Below are 13,703 nucleotides of genomic sequence, written 5' to 3'. Positions count from 1 at the left end.
TGAATGCAAGGGACTATGAAAGGGGGAACTCGAGGCAAATGAGTATGGATTTTATCGAAGCCTTGAATGAATTGGAAAGGGAAAAAGGGATCAGCAAAGATATTTTGTTCGAAGCGATTGAAGCTGCTCTGATCTCCAGTTACAAGCGTAACTTTAATACGGCGCAAAATGTCCGGGTAGATATGAACCGCCATACCGGTGCGATCAAAGTATTCGCGCGTAAGCTCGTAGTGGAGGAAGTCCTGGATCCGCGCACGGAAATTTCGGTACCGGCTGCCCGTGAGATTAATCCGAGCTTTCAGCTGGAAGATATCGCAGAAATTGAAGTGACTCCGCGCGACTTCGGGCGCATTGCAGCCCAAACCGCGAAGCAAGTTGTTACGCAGCGCATTCGCGAGGCGGAGCGCGGCCTGATTTACAACGCATTTGTAGAGAAGGAAGAAGATATTGTCACCGGGATTGTGCAACGCCAGGATTTGCGTAACATTTTCGTCGATCTGGGTAAAGTGGAAGCCCATCTTCCGCTGAATGAGCTGATGCCGAACGAAAAGTTTAAGCATGGCGACCGGATCAAGGCTTATATCACCAAAGTCGAGAACACGACGAAGGGTCCGCAAATTTTGTTGTCCCGTACTCATCCTGGCCTGCTCAAACGCCTGTTTGAACTGGAAGTTCCGGAGATTTTTGACGGGGTGGTGGAGATTCGTTCCGTTGCCCGCGAAGCGGGATTCCGTTCGAAAATTGCAGTTTATTCCCGCAACAACGAAGTGGACCCGGTAGGTTCTTGTGTTGGCCCTAAAGGTATGCGGGTGCAAACGATTGTGAATGAGTTGCGCGGCGAAAAGATCGATATCGTCCGTTATTCGGATAGCGTCGAGGAATATGTGGCAAACGCGCTCAGCCCATCCAAGGTGCTCGAAGTTCTGGTGTTTGAAGCAGAGAAGATGGCCCGTGTTATCGTGCCTGACTATCAACTTTCGCTTGCGATCGGCATCAAAGGTCAAAACGCCCGCCTGGCCGCCAAGTTGACCGGTTGGAAAATCGATATCAAGAGCGAAACCCAGGCGGAAGAGGAATTCGGAAGAGAAAAAACCGATCATGATGAACTGCCTCAAGATTCCGTTTCCGTCGACTAATCTCTAGATGATTCGGGAGCAAGAAACGGGGGTCTTATAGATGAAACCTAGAAAAATACCGCTTCGCAAATGTGTAGCTTGCCAGCAGATGATGCCCAAGAAGTCGCTGATCCGCGTCGTTCGTTCGCCGGAAGGTGAGGTCTCAATCGATCTCACCGGCAAGAAATCGGGGCGGGGAGCTTATCTCTGCGGACAAGTGGCCTGCTTCAAACTTGCCCACAAGAATCGGGCCCTGGATCGTGCCCTAAAGGCGCCGGTTGGGCCTGAGGTTTATGAGCAATTGGCTCGTGATTTTCTGGCGGTGGAGGAAGAATTCATCTCCAGCCGGGATCGGGATGAGGAGGACGGCGATGAGTAAAGCGCTGAACCAACTCGGTCTGGCTACAAGAGCGGGCAAACTGGTGACCGGTGACGAATTGGTTCTGAAAATGATCCGTTCTGCGGAAGCAAAACTGGTCATCGTTGCAGGAGATGCATCATTGAATACTCAGAAGAAATTCCGTGACAAGTGCGCAACGTACGAAGTCCCCTTGGCTATCGGTTTTGACAGAGAGCGGCTCGGTTCAAGCATAGGTAAGCCGGAACGGGTCGTGCTCGCACTGACGGATCAAGGGTTTGCCGATATGATAACCAAAGAAATCGTGAAAACGTCGGAGGTGGAGTATATTGAGTAAACAAGAAAACAAAGATAAACTCAGGGTGTATGAGTACGCCAAATCGCTCAATATGAGCAGTAAAGAAATTATTACGATTCTTAAACGTCTTAATATTCCTGTCAATAACCATATGAGTGTCATGGAAAATGACTCCGTATCTCGTGTGGAACAATTTTTCAAGGATATTAAGAGCAATGCCGCTGCCAAGAGAGAAGGCACGGGACGCGCTGAGGCACCAGCTAAATCGACGGCTCCGGCTTCCGCAGGAGGAAGCCAGACACCGAAACCATCAGCCGGGGAAAGAACCGGCCAGCGTGGAGAACAAAGTAGAAATGTCCAGGGAAATCAGGGACAGGGCAGTCAAAATCATGGTAATCCAAAAAATCAACAAGAAAAGCAGGTAAGCATGAATAATAGACCAAATCAAAACAACTCAACGTCTGCCTCAGGCAGCACACAAGCCACTCAGGAAAGAAGCAACCGTCCATCCGGCGGGAATCATCAATCTCAAGGCACTCGTCCGCACCAGGGATCGGGCCAATCGCAAGGGGCGCGTCCTCAGCAAGGTCAAGGTTCAGGTTCTGCGGGTAACCGCAATGCGCAACCAAACCGCGCTCAAAATCAAGGCGGCGGACAGCAGGCTTCGCGTCCTGGGAATGCCGGAAATCGCAGTTCGCAGCCAAACCGGAGCACATCGCCGGGGAATAACAGCGGCGGCGGGAACTTTGGCGGCAACCGTGGCCAAGGCGGACAAGGTAGCCAAGGTGGACAAAATCAGGGCTTCAAAAAAGGAAATAACAACAATTTCAACAATAATAAATCGAGCAAGGGCTTTGACGATAATCGTCAAGGCGGGTATAAGAACAATCGCGGTGGAAAAGGCGGTCGTGGCGGAAGAGGCGGATATAACCAGCAGCCTCCGCGCGAGAAGATCGACAATACGCCGAAGAAAATTATCGTGCGCGGCACAATGACCGTGGGCGAAACCGCAAAACTGCTCCATAAGGATGCTTCCGAGGTTATTAAGAAGCTGATCTCGCTCGGCGTCATGGCTACGATCAACCAAGAGCTTGATATCGACTCGATTCTGCTTCTTGCCGGCGATTTCGGCGTGGAAGTGGAAGTGAAGATTCCTGTTGAGGATGACCGCTTCGAAACGATCGAGGAAGTTGATGAGGCTGCGAATCTGATGGAACGCCCACCGGTTGTAACGATCATGGGTCACGTCGACCATGGTAAAACGACATTGCTCGATGCTATCCGTTCGACGAACGTGACCGGCGGAGAAGCAGGCGGGATTACCCAACATATCGGGGCTTATCAAGTCGAAATTAACGGCAAGAAAATCACGTTCCTGGATACGCCGGGCCACGAAGCGTTTACGGCCATGCGGGCCCGCGGTGCCCAATTAACCGATATTACGATTATCGTCGTTGCGGCCGATGACGGCGTTATGCCGCAAACGGTTGAAGCCGTCAACCATGCTAAGGCTGCCGGACTTCCGATTATCGTAGCTGTGAACAAAATCGACAAACCAGGCGCAAATCCGGATAAAGTGAAGCAGGAATTAACCGAATACGGTCTCGTTCCGGAGGAATGGGGCGGAGAAACGATCTTCGCCAATGTTTCGGCCAAACAAAAAATGGGCCTCGAAGACCTGCTTGAAATGATTCTGCTCGTTGCGGAAGTCAATGAATATAAAGCGAACCCGGACAAACGCGCCCGCGGTGCCGTTATCGAAGCCGAGCTCGATAAGAGCCGGGGACCGGTTGCCCGCATCCTGGTGCAGCACGGTACGTTGAAAGTCGGCGATGCGTTCGTGGCGGGGAATAGTTTTGGCCGCGTCCGGGCAATGGTAAATGATAAGGGACGCCGCCTGAAAGAAGCGGGACCTTCTACACCGGTGGAAGTCACCGGTCTGACGGAAGTGCCGCAAGCCGGCGATCCGTTCATGGTATTTGAAGATGAGCGCAAAGCACGCTCCATCGCCGACAAGCGGGCGGTTACTCAGCGTCAGTCCGATCTCGGTGCCAATACCCGCGTTACGCTTGACGATTTGTTCCGCCACATTAAAGAAGGCGAGATCAAGGATTTGAACGTGATTATTAAAGCAGACGTTCAAGGTTCGGTCGAAGCGCTTAAAGGCTCCTTGGAAAAAATCGAAGTGGAAGGCGTTCGCGTGAAAATTATTCACAGCGGTGCCGGAGCCATTACGGAATCCGATATTATCCTTGCCGCAGCCTCCAATGCCATCGTTATCGGCTTTAACGTCCGTCCGGACAGCCAAACGAAGGCGACAGCGGAGCAAGAAAAAGTCGATATCCGTCTGCATCGCGTCATTTACAACGCGATCGAGGAAATCGAACAGGCGATGAAAGGGATGTTGGATCCGGTTTACAAAGAAACGGTTATCGGACACGCCGAAGTCCGCAATACGTTCAAGATCAGTAAAGTGGGAACCATTGCGGGTTGTATGGTTACTTCGGGCAAAATTTCGCGTGCTGCGGAAGCCCGCCTGATCCGCGACGGCATCGTCGTTTTCGAAGGCAAAATCGACTCGCTTAAACGGTATAAAGATGACGCCAAGGATGTTGCGCAAGGTTACGAATGCGGAATTACCCTTGATAATTACAACGACCTCAAAGAAGGCGACGTGATCGAAGCGTTCATCATGGAAACCGTCGAACCGAAATAAGGTGAGGTGTCACACATGGCCAAAAATCGTACCGGCCGCGTAGGCGAACAGATCAAAAAAGAACTTAGTGTGATAATCCAGAGCGGGCTTAAGGATCCCCGCATCGGATTTGTCACCGTGACCGGCGTTGATGTGACAAGCGATTTATCGCAAGCAAAAGTGTATCTGAGCGTGTTTGGAGATGAGGAGAGCAAGCAAGCTTCGTTGAAAGGCCTGGAAAAGGCCGGCGGCTTCTTGCGTACCGAGCTCGGCAAGCGGATACGCCTCAGACACACCCCGGAATTAATTTTCAAGATCGACGAATCGATCGCTTATGGCAGCCGGATCGAGAAGCTGCTTGGAGATATTTCGCACGAAGATGAAAATTAGAATTTAAAGGAGACGGCAATGCAGACCAATGAACGGGAGTTCCGGCAAGCGCAGCAGTTTTTGACGGAGCGTGATCATTTCCTAGTCGTGTCGCATGTACAGCCGGACGGAGATGCAGTCAGTTCCACCCTTGCGGTGGGCTGGCTTCTCTCATGTCTGGGTAAAAATTACGTTATGGTCAACGAAGGGCCAATTCCGAAACGGATGGAGTATTTATGGAAATCTGACAAGATCGTCGACCTTTCGAAAACGCTGCATGCGGAGTCCTATAAACATGTGATTTGTGTGGATTGCGCCGATTTCAAGCGGACGGGCAAGAGCAGCCTTCTTTTTTCGGAGGATGCGGAAATTTTGAATATTGATCACCACCCGACGAATGACGGATATGGTTCATATAATCTCATCGTCCCCGATGCGGCGGCTACGGTAGAAATATTATTTGATTTGATCCGGTTCATGAATCTGGAAATGAATCAAAATGTGGCGACCGCGATTTATACGGGCCTTCTGACGGATACCGGCGGATTCCGCTATTCCAGCACTTCACCCAAAGTGATGGCTATCGCATCAAAATTGCTCGAATACGGCGTTGATGGTCCAGGCTTGTCGGAGCTGCTACTGGAGCAGGTGACACTGCCGCAGTTGAAGCTGTTGACCCGAGCCCTTAACGGGCTTCAGATCAGTGAGGACGGCAAAATTAGCTGGGTGTCCGTGAATGATGATGATATGAAGATCACCGGAGCGATTCATGAGGATCTCGAGGGGATCGTGAATTATCCCCGTAATATTCAAGGGGTCGAAGTCGGTCTGTTGTTTAAAGTAATTAATGAAAATGCGGTGAAGGTCAGTATGCGTTCTGCCGGAAAAGTCGACGTGGCGAGCGTAGCACAAACCTTTGGCGGCGGTGGGCATGTCCGGGCTGCCGGAGCACGGATCGAAGGAAGCTTGGAAACGATCGTTTCTAGCGTGATCGAGCAGGTGAAGCAGCGGTTATGAATTCCTATGAAGGCATCCTGCCGATTTTGAAACCTGTCGGATTCACCTCGCATGATGTCGTGGCGAAAAGTCGAGGCATTCTGAAGATGAAGCGGATCGGACATACCGGGACGCTGGACCCTGCGGTAACGGGCGTTCTTCCTTTGTGTTTGGGGCGAGCGACCCGTATGGTCGAGTATTTACAGGAGCTCCCGAAAGAATATGAAGCTACATTGGTTCTGGGCCTCGCTACGGATACGGAAGACATGACAGGGAACGTCTTGGAACGATTGGAGCGAGTCTCTGTGACCGAAGCCGAGGTTCAGGAAGTGCTGGAACGGTTCATAGGAACCATCTCTCAGGTACCTCCGATGTATTCCGCGTTGAAACAGAACGGTAAACGGCTGTATGAACTGGCGCGTGAAGGGAAAGTCGTGGAGCGTCAGCCGCGTGAGGTGAATATTCACGAGTTGGAACTGCTGGCCATGAACCCCGATCCTATCCATCCGAAAATTACGTTCCGGACGCTGTGTTCCAAGGGGACCTATATCCGAACGTTATGTGTCGATATTGGACGGGCGCTTGGCGTCCCGGCCGTGATGGAACGGTTGAAACGGACGATGTCTGCAGGGTTCCGGGAAGAGCAATGTCTGACTTTGGAGCAGTTGGCTGAGGAAGTACGTAACGGCACCTTGCCGTCACGTTTGATACCCGTCGATCAGGCCGTTAGCCACCTGCCAGCGCATATCGTGAATGAGGAAAAGGTCAAACCCGCACTGCAAGGCCAGCGATTGTCGCGTTCAGTGGTTCAGCCGCCTGCGGCTCAAGGTGAGACTATCAGGCTGTATAGCCCGGAACAACAGTTTTTAGGCATTTTTCTTGTGGAGGAATCAGGTGCCGTTGCACCGGTTAAGGTTTTCCTTCCGGAGTAATATGAATCTAGCAAATCCGAGTGAAATAGCAGGTGAGACGATTTTGGAAACGATACATTTAACTTATCCATTAACAGATGACATCATAGCCGCTCTGGCAAAGCGTCAAATTTTGGCGATCGGCCAGTTTGACGGCCTTCATCTCGGTCACGCTAGCGTCATCGAATCCGCGGTCCGGCTTGCAGGCGAAGAGGGATTGCCCTCGGCGGTCATGACTTTTCATCCGCACCCTAAAGAGGTCATGAAGAAAGGCGACTATGAAGGCTATCTTACTCCGCCGGCTGAGAAAGAAAGAATTCTCCGGGGCATGGGCGTGGATTACTTATACATTGTAGAGTTTAACGACGCATTTTCACGTGTCAGTCCGCATAATTTCGTGAGCGGCATGCTTGTACCGCTGCAAATTCATACCGCTGTGGTTGGTTTCGATTTCAGGTTCGGATATCGCGGGGAAGGATACGCCGGGATGCTAAGGCAACTTAGCGAAGATTCGATGGACGTGAATATTGTGCCGCCGTTTCTGATCGAAGGCGAAAAGGTCAGCAGCTCTGATATCCGCAAGGCATTGCAAGAAGGCAATATCCGGCAGGTGGACCGCTGGCTCGGCCGGCCTTACGCGATCAAAGGAACCGTTATGCATGGGGAGAAACGTGGTCGCAAGCTCGGATTTCCAACCGCTAACCTGCAGTTGGAGGAAGCCTACGTTCTGCCAGCCAAAGGCGTCTACGCCGTACGAGTTAGCTATGGGGGAACCGTGCTCTCGGGCGTTATGAACGTCGGTGTCAAGCCAACTTTTCATGAGAACGAAACACGGCCATCATTTGAAGTTCATTTATTTGATTTTAACGGTCAGCTTTACGGGGAGTCCTTGCTGGTAGAGGTAGTCGATTTTATCCGCGAGGAACGTAAATTCAGCGGGATTGATGAATTGGTGGCGCAAATTGCAAAGGATGCCGAGACTGCAAAGCAATTGCTGAGTTCCGAAGATTAGGCCGGGAGTAGGCGGCATTTACTTTTATACGTCATCTATGCTATACTAACTTACGTTGTTTATGCGGATTATTTTCGCATGGATACGATAACCTTGGCTTGGTTACCGGTCTCACCGTCCGGCTACTAGGCTAACGGCGATTAGATAAAAGGAGGTGAACAGGATGGCATTAACTCAAGAACGCAAACAACAACTGATTGAAGAGCACAAAACTCATGAATCCGATACAGGATCACCAGAGGTGCAAGTTGCTATCCTTACGGAGAACATCGTGAATTTGACGGACCACTTGCGTACGCACAAGAAGGACCATCATTCCCGTCGCGGTCTTCTGAAGATGGTTGGTCAACGCCGCAAGCTGTTGGCTTACTTGAAGAACAAAGACGTTAGACGTTACTCGGCTTTGATTGAAAAGCTCGGATTGCGTCGTTAATTTGCCTTTGTTTTACCGAAGCAGCCTGGTTGCCGCCGGATTCGCTGATCAAGCGGACGGTGTGCTTCCGGGTTGCTTTTTAAAAAGTTGGAAATGTATACGTTTTTGTGTCAAACTATATATCACTTAGTCCAAGCTCCGTCAGGAGCTTTTGTTGTGAATAGGACAAGCGCTATAATATTCTGCGATTGTTGTATTCTATGTTTATGAATGTAATAAAAGCAGGAAATAATGAGACTTGTACCGAACTGTTATTTGTGACAAGGAGGGATTTCATGGAAAAACATGTAAAAATGCAGTTGGGGGGAAGACCTCTTATACTGGAAACCGGACGTTTGGCCAAGCAGGCGAATGCTGCTGTCATGGTACGGTACGGAGAAACGGCTGTTTTGTGTACGGTTACGGCATCTTCCGAACCGAAGGATCTTGATTTTTTCCCGCTTACGGTCAACTATGAAGAAAAGCTGTATGCTGTAGGGAAAATTCCCGGCGGGTTCATTAAACGGGAAGGACGTCCCAGCGAAAAGGCGATTCTCGCCAGCCGTCTTACCGACCGTCCGATCCGTCCTTTGTTTCCGGAAGGATTCCGTAATGACGTGCAAATCGTCAATCTCGTGATGAGTGTGGATCAAGATTGCGAGCCTGAAATCGCTGCAATGATCGGTACTTCTGCCGCGCTGAGTATTTCCGATGTGCCGTTTAACGGTCCGATCGGTGGGGTGGCTGTTGGCCGCGTGGACGGTAAATTCGTCATTAACCCGGATATTGCCCAGCAGGAAGCCAGTGACATCTATGTCGTCGTGGCAGGTACCAAAGACGCCATCATGATGGTGGAAGCGGAAGCAAACGAAGTTCCTGAGGAAGTCATGCTGGAAGCGATCATGTTCGGCCATGACGAAATCAAGAATATCGTTGCTGCTATCGAAGAGCTGGTTGCTGTGGCAGGTAAAGAAAAGATGGAAGTGAAACTGCATGCGGTCAACGCAGACGTCAATCGCGAGGTTCGTGATTTTGCCGAGGCGCGTCTTGTGGAAGCCGTTAAAATCGTCGAAAAGCATGCACGTCAGGATGCCATCGACAACATTAATGATGAAACGGTAGCCCATTTCGTGGAGAAGTACATAGAGTCTCCTGAGCTTCTCGGCGATGTGAAGGAAGTACTGCACGATATCGTTAAAGAAGAAGTGCGCCGCCTGATTACGCATGACAAGGTTCGTCCAGACGGACGGAAGCTGGATGAAATCCGCCCGATCGAATGCGACATTAATCTGCTGCCGCGTACGCATGGTTCCGGCCTGTTTACCCGCGGTCAAACCCAAGCGCTCAGCGTATGTACGTTAGGGGCTTTGGGCGATGTGCAAATTTTGGACGGCATCGATCCGGAAGAATCGAAACGGTTCATGCATCATTATAATTTCCCGCCGTTCAGCGTAGGCGAAGCTCGTCCGCTGCGTGCACCGGGACGTCGTGAAATCGGACATGGAGCACTCGGCGAAAGAGCGCTGTCCAAGGTCATCCCTCCTGAATCCGAGTTCCCGTATACGATTCGCCTCGTATCCGAAGTGTTGGAATCTAACGGCTCGACTTCGCAAGCGAGCATCTGCGCCAGTACGCTGGCAATGATGGACGCGGGTGTTCCGATCAAAGCGCCGGTAGCCGGTGTGGCGATGGGCTTGATCAAGGACGGCGAGCATGTGTCGATCCTTACGGACATTCAAGGGATGGAAGACCACCTTGGAGACATGGACTTTAAAGTGGCCGGTACGTCGGAAGGCGTTACCGCGATTCAAATGGATATCAAAATCGATGGCATCGACCGCCAGATTTTGAATGATGCGCTGTCACAGGCACGGGAAGGTCGTATGTTTATTCTCTCGAAGATGGTCGATCGCATCCAAAAGCCGAAGGAACATTTGTCTCCTTATGCGCCTAAGATCATGATCATGAACATCAACCCGGACAAAATCCGCGACGTTATCGGTGCCGGCGGTAAAATCATCAATAAAATTATTGAAGAAACCGGCGTGAAGATCGATATCGAGCAAGACGGCCGCGTATTCATCGCTTCTACTAATGAAGAAATGAACAACAAAGCCCGTACGATTATCGAAGGCATCGTGAAGGAAGTTGTTATTGGAGAAATCTATGTGGGTACGGTAAAACGAATCGAGAAATTCGGCGCTTTCGTGGAGATTTTGCCGGGTAAAGACGGTCTCGTACACATTTCCCAGATATCAACGGAACGCGTGGCTAAAGTGGAAGATGTGTTAGCCATCGGTGATACCGTCACTGTAAAAGTAACGGAAATCGATCAGCAGGGTCGGGTTAATCTTTCCCGCAAAGCGGTATTGACCGCTGAAACGGAAAAATCGCCATCCTGAGTATGCTGCTCTTCTAGCGCGGAAAAGAGACAGAATGAATTAATTCTGGCTCTTTTTTATTTTTTTGGAAAGCCTTATTTCGCCTGTCCGCATAATTCCTACCCGGTATTCATAAGATGAGGACAAAACCCGCTGAAGGGATGAGTCTGTCATGAATCGGAAAAAGTTCGCGCTTGTGTTTCTTTGCATGCTCTTGGTCTTCGTGCTTGGACAGTTTGCCGGAATCCGTGTCTTTGTGGAAGGACGAGACAATCGCGAGCGCGGGCAGGATGCCTTCGGGCGTTTTGCGGACAGCCGCGGAGAGGCAAAATTGCTGGTGAAGATTAAGGAAGAGGCAACCAAGCGAAGGGTTGAGCCTGTTGACGCCGTTGTGGACCGGGTCTGGCAAGCAATACCAGGGTATAACGGTCTGGAGGTAGACGTCGAAAGTACGTATCAAAAAGCGAGATTGCAGCCCGAAGGTTTGGAAATTGAATATATGTATAAAGAAATCAAACCCAAGGTGCATCTCGACGACCTCGGGGCGCACCCCATTTACCGCGGAAACCCAAACAAGCCGATGGTTGCTTTGATGATCAATGTCGCCTGGGGCAACGAATATATCATGCCGATGCTGGATACGCTGGACGAGTCAAAAGTGAAGGCAACGTTCTTTTTTGATGGAAGCTGGTTAAAAAAGAACGTCGATCTCGGGTTGGAAATACAGAAACGGGGACATCAGTTGGAAAACCATGCTTACTCCCACCCTAATATGAGCGAGCTGGACGATAGTCGGGCCAGACTTGAGATTTCCAAAACAAAGGATGTGCTTAAGGAAAAACTGGGCGCAGACAATCGCTGGTTTGCTCCGCCATCGGGAGATTTTGATGACAGAACGGTGCGCCTCGCCGCTGAGCAAGGATTGAAGACGGTGCTTTGGACGCTAGATACGATCGATTGGAGAAAACCGCCCGCCGATACCATTGTTAATAGGATCGCGAGCAAGGTGGAACCGGGATCGCTGATCCTGATGCATCCCACCGCTTCGTCGCGAGATGCGCTCAAGGGGATGATTCAGGTCATCCGTAAAAAGGGCCTGAATCTCGGCACGGTGGAAGAGACGCTGTCGCCAAATCGGGTATCCGTGCCGGGGAGTTGAGGAATTGGTGTTTTTTTGGTAGGATAATGATGCATTTGTTTAGTTCGTAAAACATAGCGTATGCTTTCGAAGCAAGTTTTACTGCGAAGTATTCCTTTGCTGGTAATGCTTCGTAAAACTTTTAGGAGGGCCAGTCGTGAACAAAACGCAGTTAAAGAACGGCCTTCGGGTGGTTATGGAGAAAATACCGACCTGCCGCTCGGTGTCGTTCGGCATATGGGTGAAGACGGGTTCCCGTAACGAAACGCCTGAAATGGGCGGGATTTCGCATTTTATTGAACATATGCTGTTCAAGGGCACGGAACGCTTCAGCGCCAAAGATATTGCAGAGCAATTCGATGCTATCGGCGGTAACGTGAATGCATTCACTTCCAAGGAATATACGTGTTATTACGCGAAAGTATTAGACGAGCATTTGCCGATTGCGGTAGATGTGTTGTCCGATATGTTTTTCCGTTCCTTATTTGACGAGGAAGAGTTGCGTAAAGAGAAGAACGTGATCGTGGAAGAAATTTCGATGTACGAGGATACGCCCGATGATATGGTCCACGACCTGCTGGCGGAAGCCGCCTATGGGACCCACGCGCTTGCGCTGCCTATTCTCGGGACGGAAGAAAAGCTTCGGGCAATGGGGCCGGCGGATCTTCGATCATATATGAAAGAGAAATATACGATCGAAAATACAGTCATTGCCGTTGCGGGGAATATCGATGATTCTATTATCGAACTGCTTGAAAAATACTTTGGGGACTTTGGAAACCATGGGACGGCGGATACCTTGTCTGCTCCGGATTTTCTCGGCGACCTTAAGTTTTACCGTAAGAAAACGGAGCAAAACCATATTTGTATCTCTTTTCCGGGATTACCGGCAGGGGATCCGAAACAGTATGCAATGGTGCTGCTGAACAATGCTCTAGGCGGCGGAATGAGTTCAAGGCTGTTTCAGGAGATCCGCGAAAAGAGGGGGCTGGCGTATTCCGTATATTCCTACCACAGCTCTCATGCGGATAGCGGTCTGTTCACCGTCTACGCCGGTACGGCACCTAAACAGACCAAAGACGTGCTCGACTTGACGAAGGATTTACTGCATGAGGTGTCCGAAAAGGGCATTACGGATAGCGAATTGCGCAAAGGCAAGGAGCAACTAAAAGGCAGCTTGATCCTGAGCTTGGAAAGCACGGGCAGCCGGATGAACCGTCTAGGCAAAAATGAGCTGATGATCGGACGGCATTATACGCTCGATGAAATGATAGAACGCATTGAAGCCGTTACGATGAACGATGTGAACGATGTGCTGAAAAAAATGTTCAGCGAGCCGTATGCACTCGCCATGGTCGGTGCTTCGGATCGTGTGCTGTCGGGAATAAGGAGAGATGAACTTGTCATTTGATGTACAGATCAAAAGAATGGCGGGAAATGAAGATATCGAGCTTCCCCGCAAAATGTCGGAGCTGGCCTCCGGGTTCGATTTGTATGCTGCTGTAACCGAGGATCTGGTGCTGGAGCCCGGACAGCGCAATTTGGTGCCTACCGGCATCGCCATCGCTATGCCGGGCGGGCTGGAAGCGCAGATTCGCCCTCGCAGTGGCCTTGCATTCAAACATGGCATCACTTGCTTGAACACGCCGGGGACGATCGATGCCGATTACCGGGGTGAAATCAAGGTGCTGCTGATCAACCTGGGCCAGGAGCCGTTCGCGATCAAGCGCAATGAACGGATTGCCCAGATGGTGTTCCAGATTGTTCCAGAAGTGAATCTGCTTCAGGTTGACGAGCTCTCGGAGACGCTCCGCGGGGCCGGCGGGTTTGGTCATACAGGTACGAAGTAACACGGAATGCATTGTCATTATTTTATGATAATAATAAAAGGCAACGGAACATGAGTCTCCGTTGCCTTTTTTGTTACGGCTTTAGCCAGTTGAGCTCGCGAAGCGTGCGAAACAAAAAACCACCCGCTATGCGGGTGGAGGGATCTAGGGTTTGACCAACAAGACCAT

At 50.6% G+C, this 13,703-nt stretch carries 13 protein-coding genes; all 13 read left to right on the top strand.

Annotated elements, in window-relative coordinates:
- Window positions 1–38 precede the first annotated feature (38 nt).
- The gene (nusA, locus tag DFP94_RS07385) at window positions 39–1,136 is read left to right on the top strand and encodes a transcription termination factor NusA (protein ID WP_114495843.1); all 1,098 of its coding nucleotides are present in this window, start codon (window positions 39–41) and stop codon (window positions 1,134–1,136) included.
- Window positions 1,137–1,176: 40 nt separating this feature from the next.
- A complete protein-coding gene (gene rnpM, locus DFP94_RS07380) occupies window positions 1,177–1,494 on the top strand; it encodes an RNase P modulator RnpM (RefSeq protein WP_114495842.1) in 318 nt (105 codons plus the stop codon).
- Window positions 1,487–1,810: a L7Ae/L30e/S12e/Gadd45 family ribosomal protein gene (locus DFP94_RS07375; protein WP_114495841.1), complete on the top strand. Its 324-nt coding sequence runs from the start codon at window positions 1,487–1,489 to the stop codon at window positions 1,808–1,810. Before rnpM ends, DFP94_RS07375 begins: the two co-directional genes overlap by 8 nt.
- Window positions 1,803–4,487, top strand: a complete 2,685-nt coding sequence (gene infB / locus DFP94_RS07370; RefSeq protein ID WP_114495840.1) for a translation initiation factor IF-2 — start codon at window positions 1,803–1,805, stop codon at window positions 4,485–4,487. Before DFP94_RS07375 ends, infB begins: the two co-directional genes overlap by 8 nt.
- A gap of 15 nt (window positions 4,488–4,502) precedes the next feature.
- Window positions 4,503–4,856, top strand: a complete 354-nt coding sequence (gene rbfA, locus DFP94_RS07365) for a 30S ribosome-binding factor RbfA (RefSeq protein ID WP_114495839.1) — start codon at window positions 4,503–4,505, stop codon at window positions 4,854–4,856.
- Between the two features lie 18 nt (window positions 4,857–4,874).
- Window positions 4,875–5,852 (top strand): DHH family phosphoesterase, encoded by a 978-nt coding sequence (locus DFP94_RS07360; protein ID WP_114495838.1) that lies wholly within the window; start codon window positions 4,875–4,877, stop codon window positions 5,850–5,852.
- Window positions 5,849–6,763, top strand: a complete 915-nt coding sequence (gene truB, locus DFP94_RS07355) for a tRNA pseudouridine(55) synthase TruB (RefSeq protein WP_114495837.1) — start codon at window positions 5,849–5,851, stop codon at window positions 6,761–6,763. The genes DFP94_RS07360 and truB overlap by 4 nt, the downstream gene beginning before the upstream one ends.
- Before the next feature lie 43 nt (window positions 6,764–6,806).
- The gene (locus DFP94_RS07350) at window positions 6,807–7,754 is read left to right on the top strand and encodes a bifunctional riboflavin kinase/FAD synthetase (RefSeq protein WP_114495836.1); all 948 of its coding nucleotides are present in this window, start codon (window positions 6,807–6,809) and stop codon (window positions 7,752–7,754) included.
- Window positions 7,755–7,917: 163 nt separating this feature from the next.
- Entirely contained in the window at window positions 7,918–8,187 is a 270-nt protein-coding gene (gene rpsO / locus DFP94_RS07345) for a 30S ribosomal protein S15 (protein ID WP_114495835.1), read from the top strand.
- A 275-nt stretch (window positions 8,188–8,462) separates the two neighbouring features.
- Window positions 8,463–10,568: a polyribonucleotide nucleotidyltransferase gene (gene pnp, locus DFP94_RS07340; protein WP_114495834.1), complete on the top strand. Its 2,106-nt coding sequence runs from the start codon at window positions 8,463–8,465 to the stop codon at window positions 10,566–10,568.
- A gap of 151 nt (window positions 10,569–10,719) precedes the next feature.
- Window positions 10,720–11,706 (top strand): polysaccharide deacetylase family protein, encoded by a 987-nt coding sequence (locus tag DFP94_RS07335; protein ID WP_114495833.1) that lies wholly within the window; start codon window positions 10,720–10,722, stop codon window positions 11,704–11,706.
- A gap of 136 nt (window positions 11,707–11,842) precedes the next feature.
- Window positions 11,843–13,096 carry a M16 family metallopeptidase gene (locus DFP94_RS07330; RefSeq protein ID WP_114495832.1) on the top strand — a complete coding sequence of 418 codons (1,254 nt, stop codon included), beginning with the start codon at window positions 11,843–11,845 and terminating at the stop codon, window positions 13,094–13,096.
- Window positions 13,097–13,112: 16 nt separating this feature from the next.
- Window positions 13,113–13,535, top strand: coding sequence for a dUTP diphosphatase (dut, locus tag DFP94_RS07325; protein ID WP_425459246.1), 423 nt, complete (start codon window positions 13,113–13,115; stop codon window positions 13,533–13,535).
- The last annotated feature ends 168 nt before the right edge of the window (window positions 13,536–13,703 follow it).

It is taken from the genome of Fontibacillus phaseoli (assembly GCF_003337355.1).
Lineage (GTDB): Bacteria > Bacillota > Bacilli > Paenibacillales > Paenibacillaceae > Fontibacillus > Fontibacillus phaseoli.
The sequence above is the reverse complement of the archived record's forward strand: the minus strand, read 5'-3'. Positions and strand labels throughout refer to the sequence as shown.

Bases quoted from the DNA above. Each gene is read 5' to 3' on its own strand.
- rbfA (WP_114495839.1), top strand. From the start codon at position 4,503: ATGGCCAAAAATCGTACCGGCCGCGTAGGCGAACAGATCAAAAAAGAA.
- truB (WP_114495837.1), top strand. From the start codon at position 5,849: ATGAATTCCTATGAAGGCATCCTGCCGATTTTGAAACCTGTCGGATTC.
- rpsO (WP_114495835.1), top strand. From the start codon at position 7,918: ATGGCATTAACTCAAGAACGCAAACAACAACTGATTGAAGAGCACAAA.
- DFP94_RS07360 (WP_114495838.1), top strand. From the start codon at position 4,875: ATGCAGACCAATGAACGGGAGTTCCGGCAAGCGCAGCAGTTTTTGACG.
- DFP94_RS07375 (WP_114495841.1), top strand. From the start codon at position 1,487: ATGAGTAAAGCGCTGAACCAACTCGGTCTGGCTACAAGAGCGGGCAAA.
- DFP94_RS07335 (WP_114495833.1), top strand. From the start codon at position 10,720: ATGAATCGGAAAAAGTTCGCGCTTGTGTTTCTTTGCATGCTCTTGGTC.
- nusA (WP_114495843.1), top strand. From the start codon at position 39: ATGAGTATGGATTTTATCGAAGCCTTGAATGAATTGGAAAGGGAAAAA.
- pnp (WP_114495834.1), top strand. From the start codon at position 8,463: ATGGAAAAACATGTAAAAATGCAGTTGGGGGGAAGACCTCTTATACTG.
- rnpM (WP_114495842.1), top strand. From the start codon at position 1,177: ATGAAACCTAGAAAAATACCGCTTCGCAAATGTGTAGCTTGCCAGCAG.
- dut (WP_425459246.1), top strand. From the start codon at position 13,113: ATGGCGGGAAATGAAGATATCGAGCTTCCCCGCAAAATGTCGGAGCTG.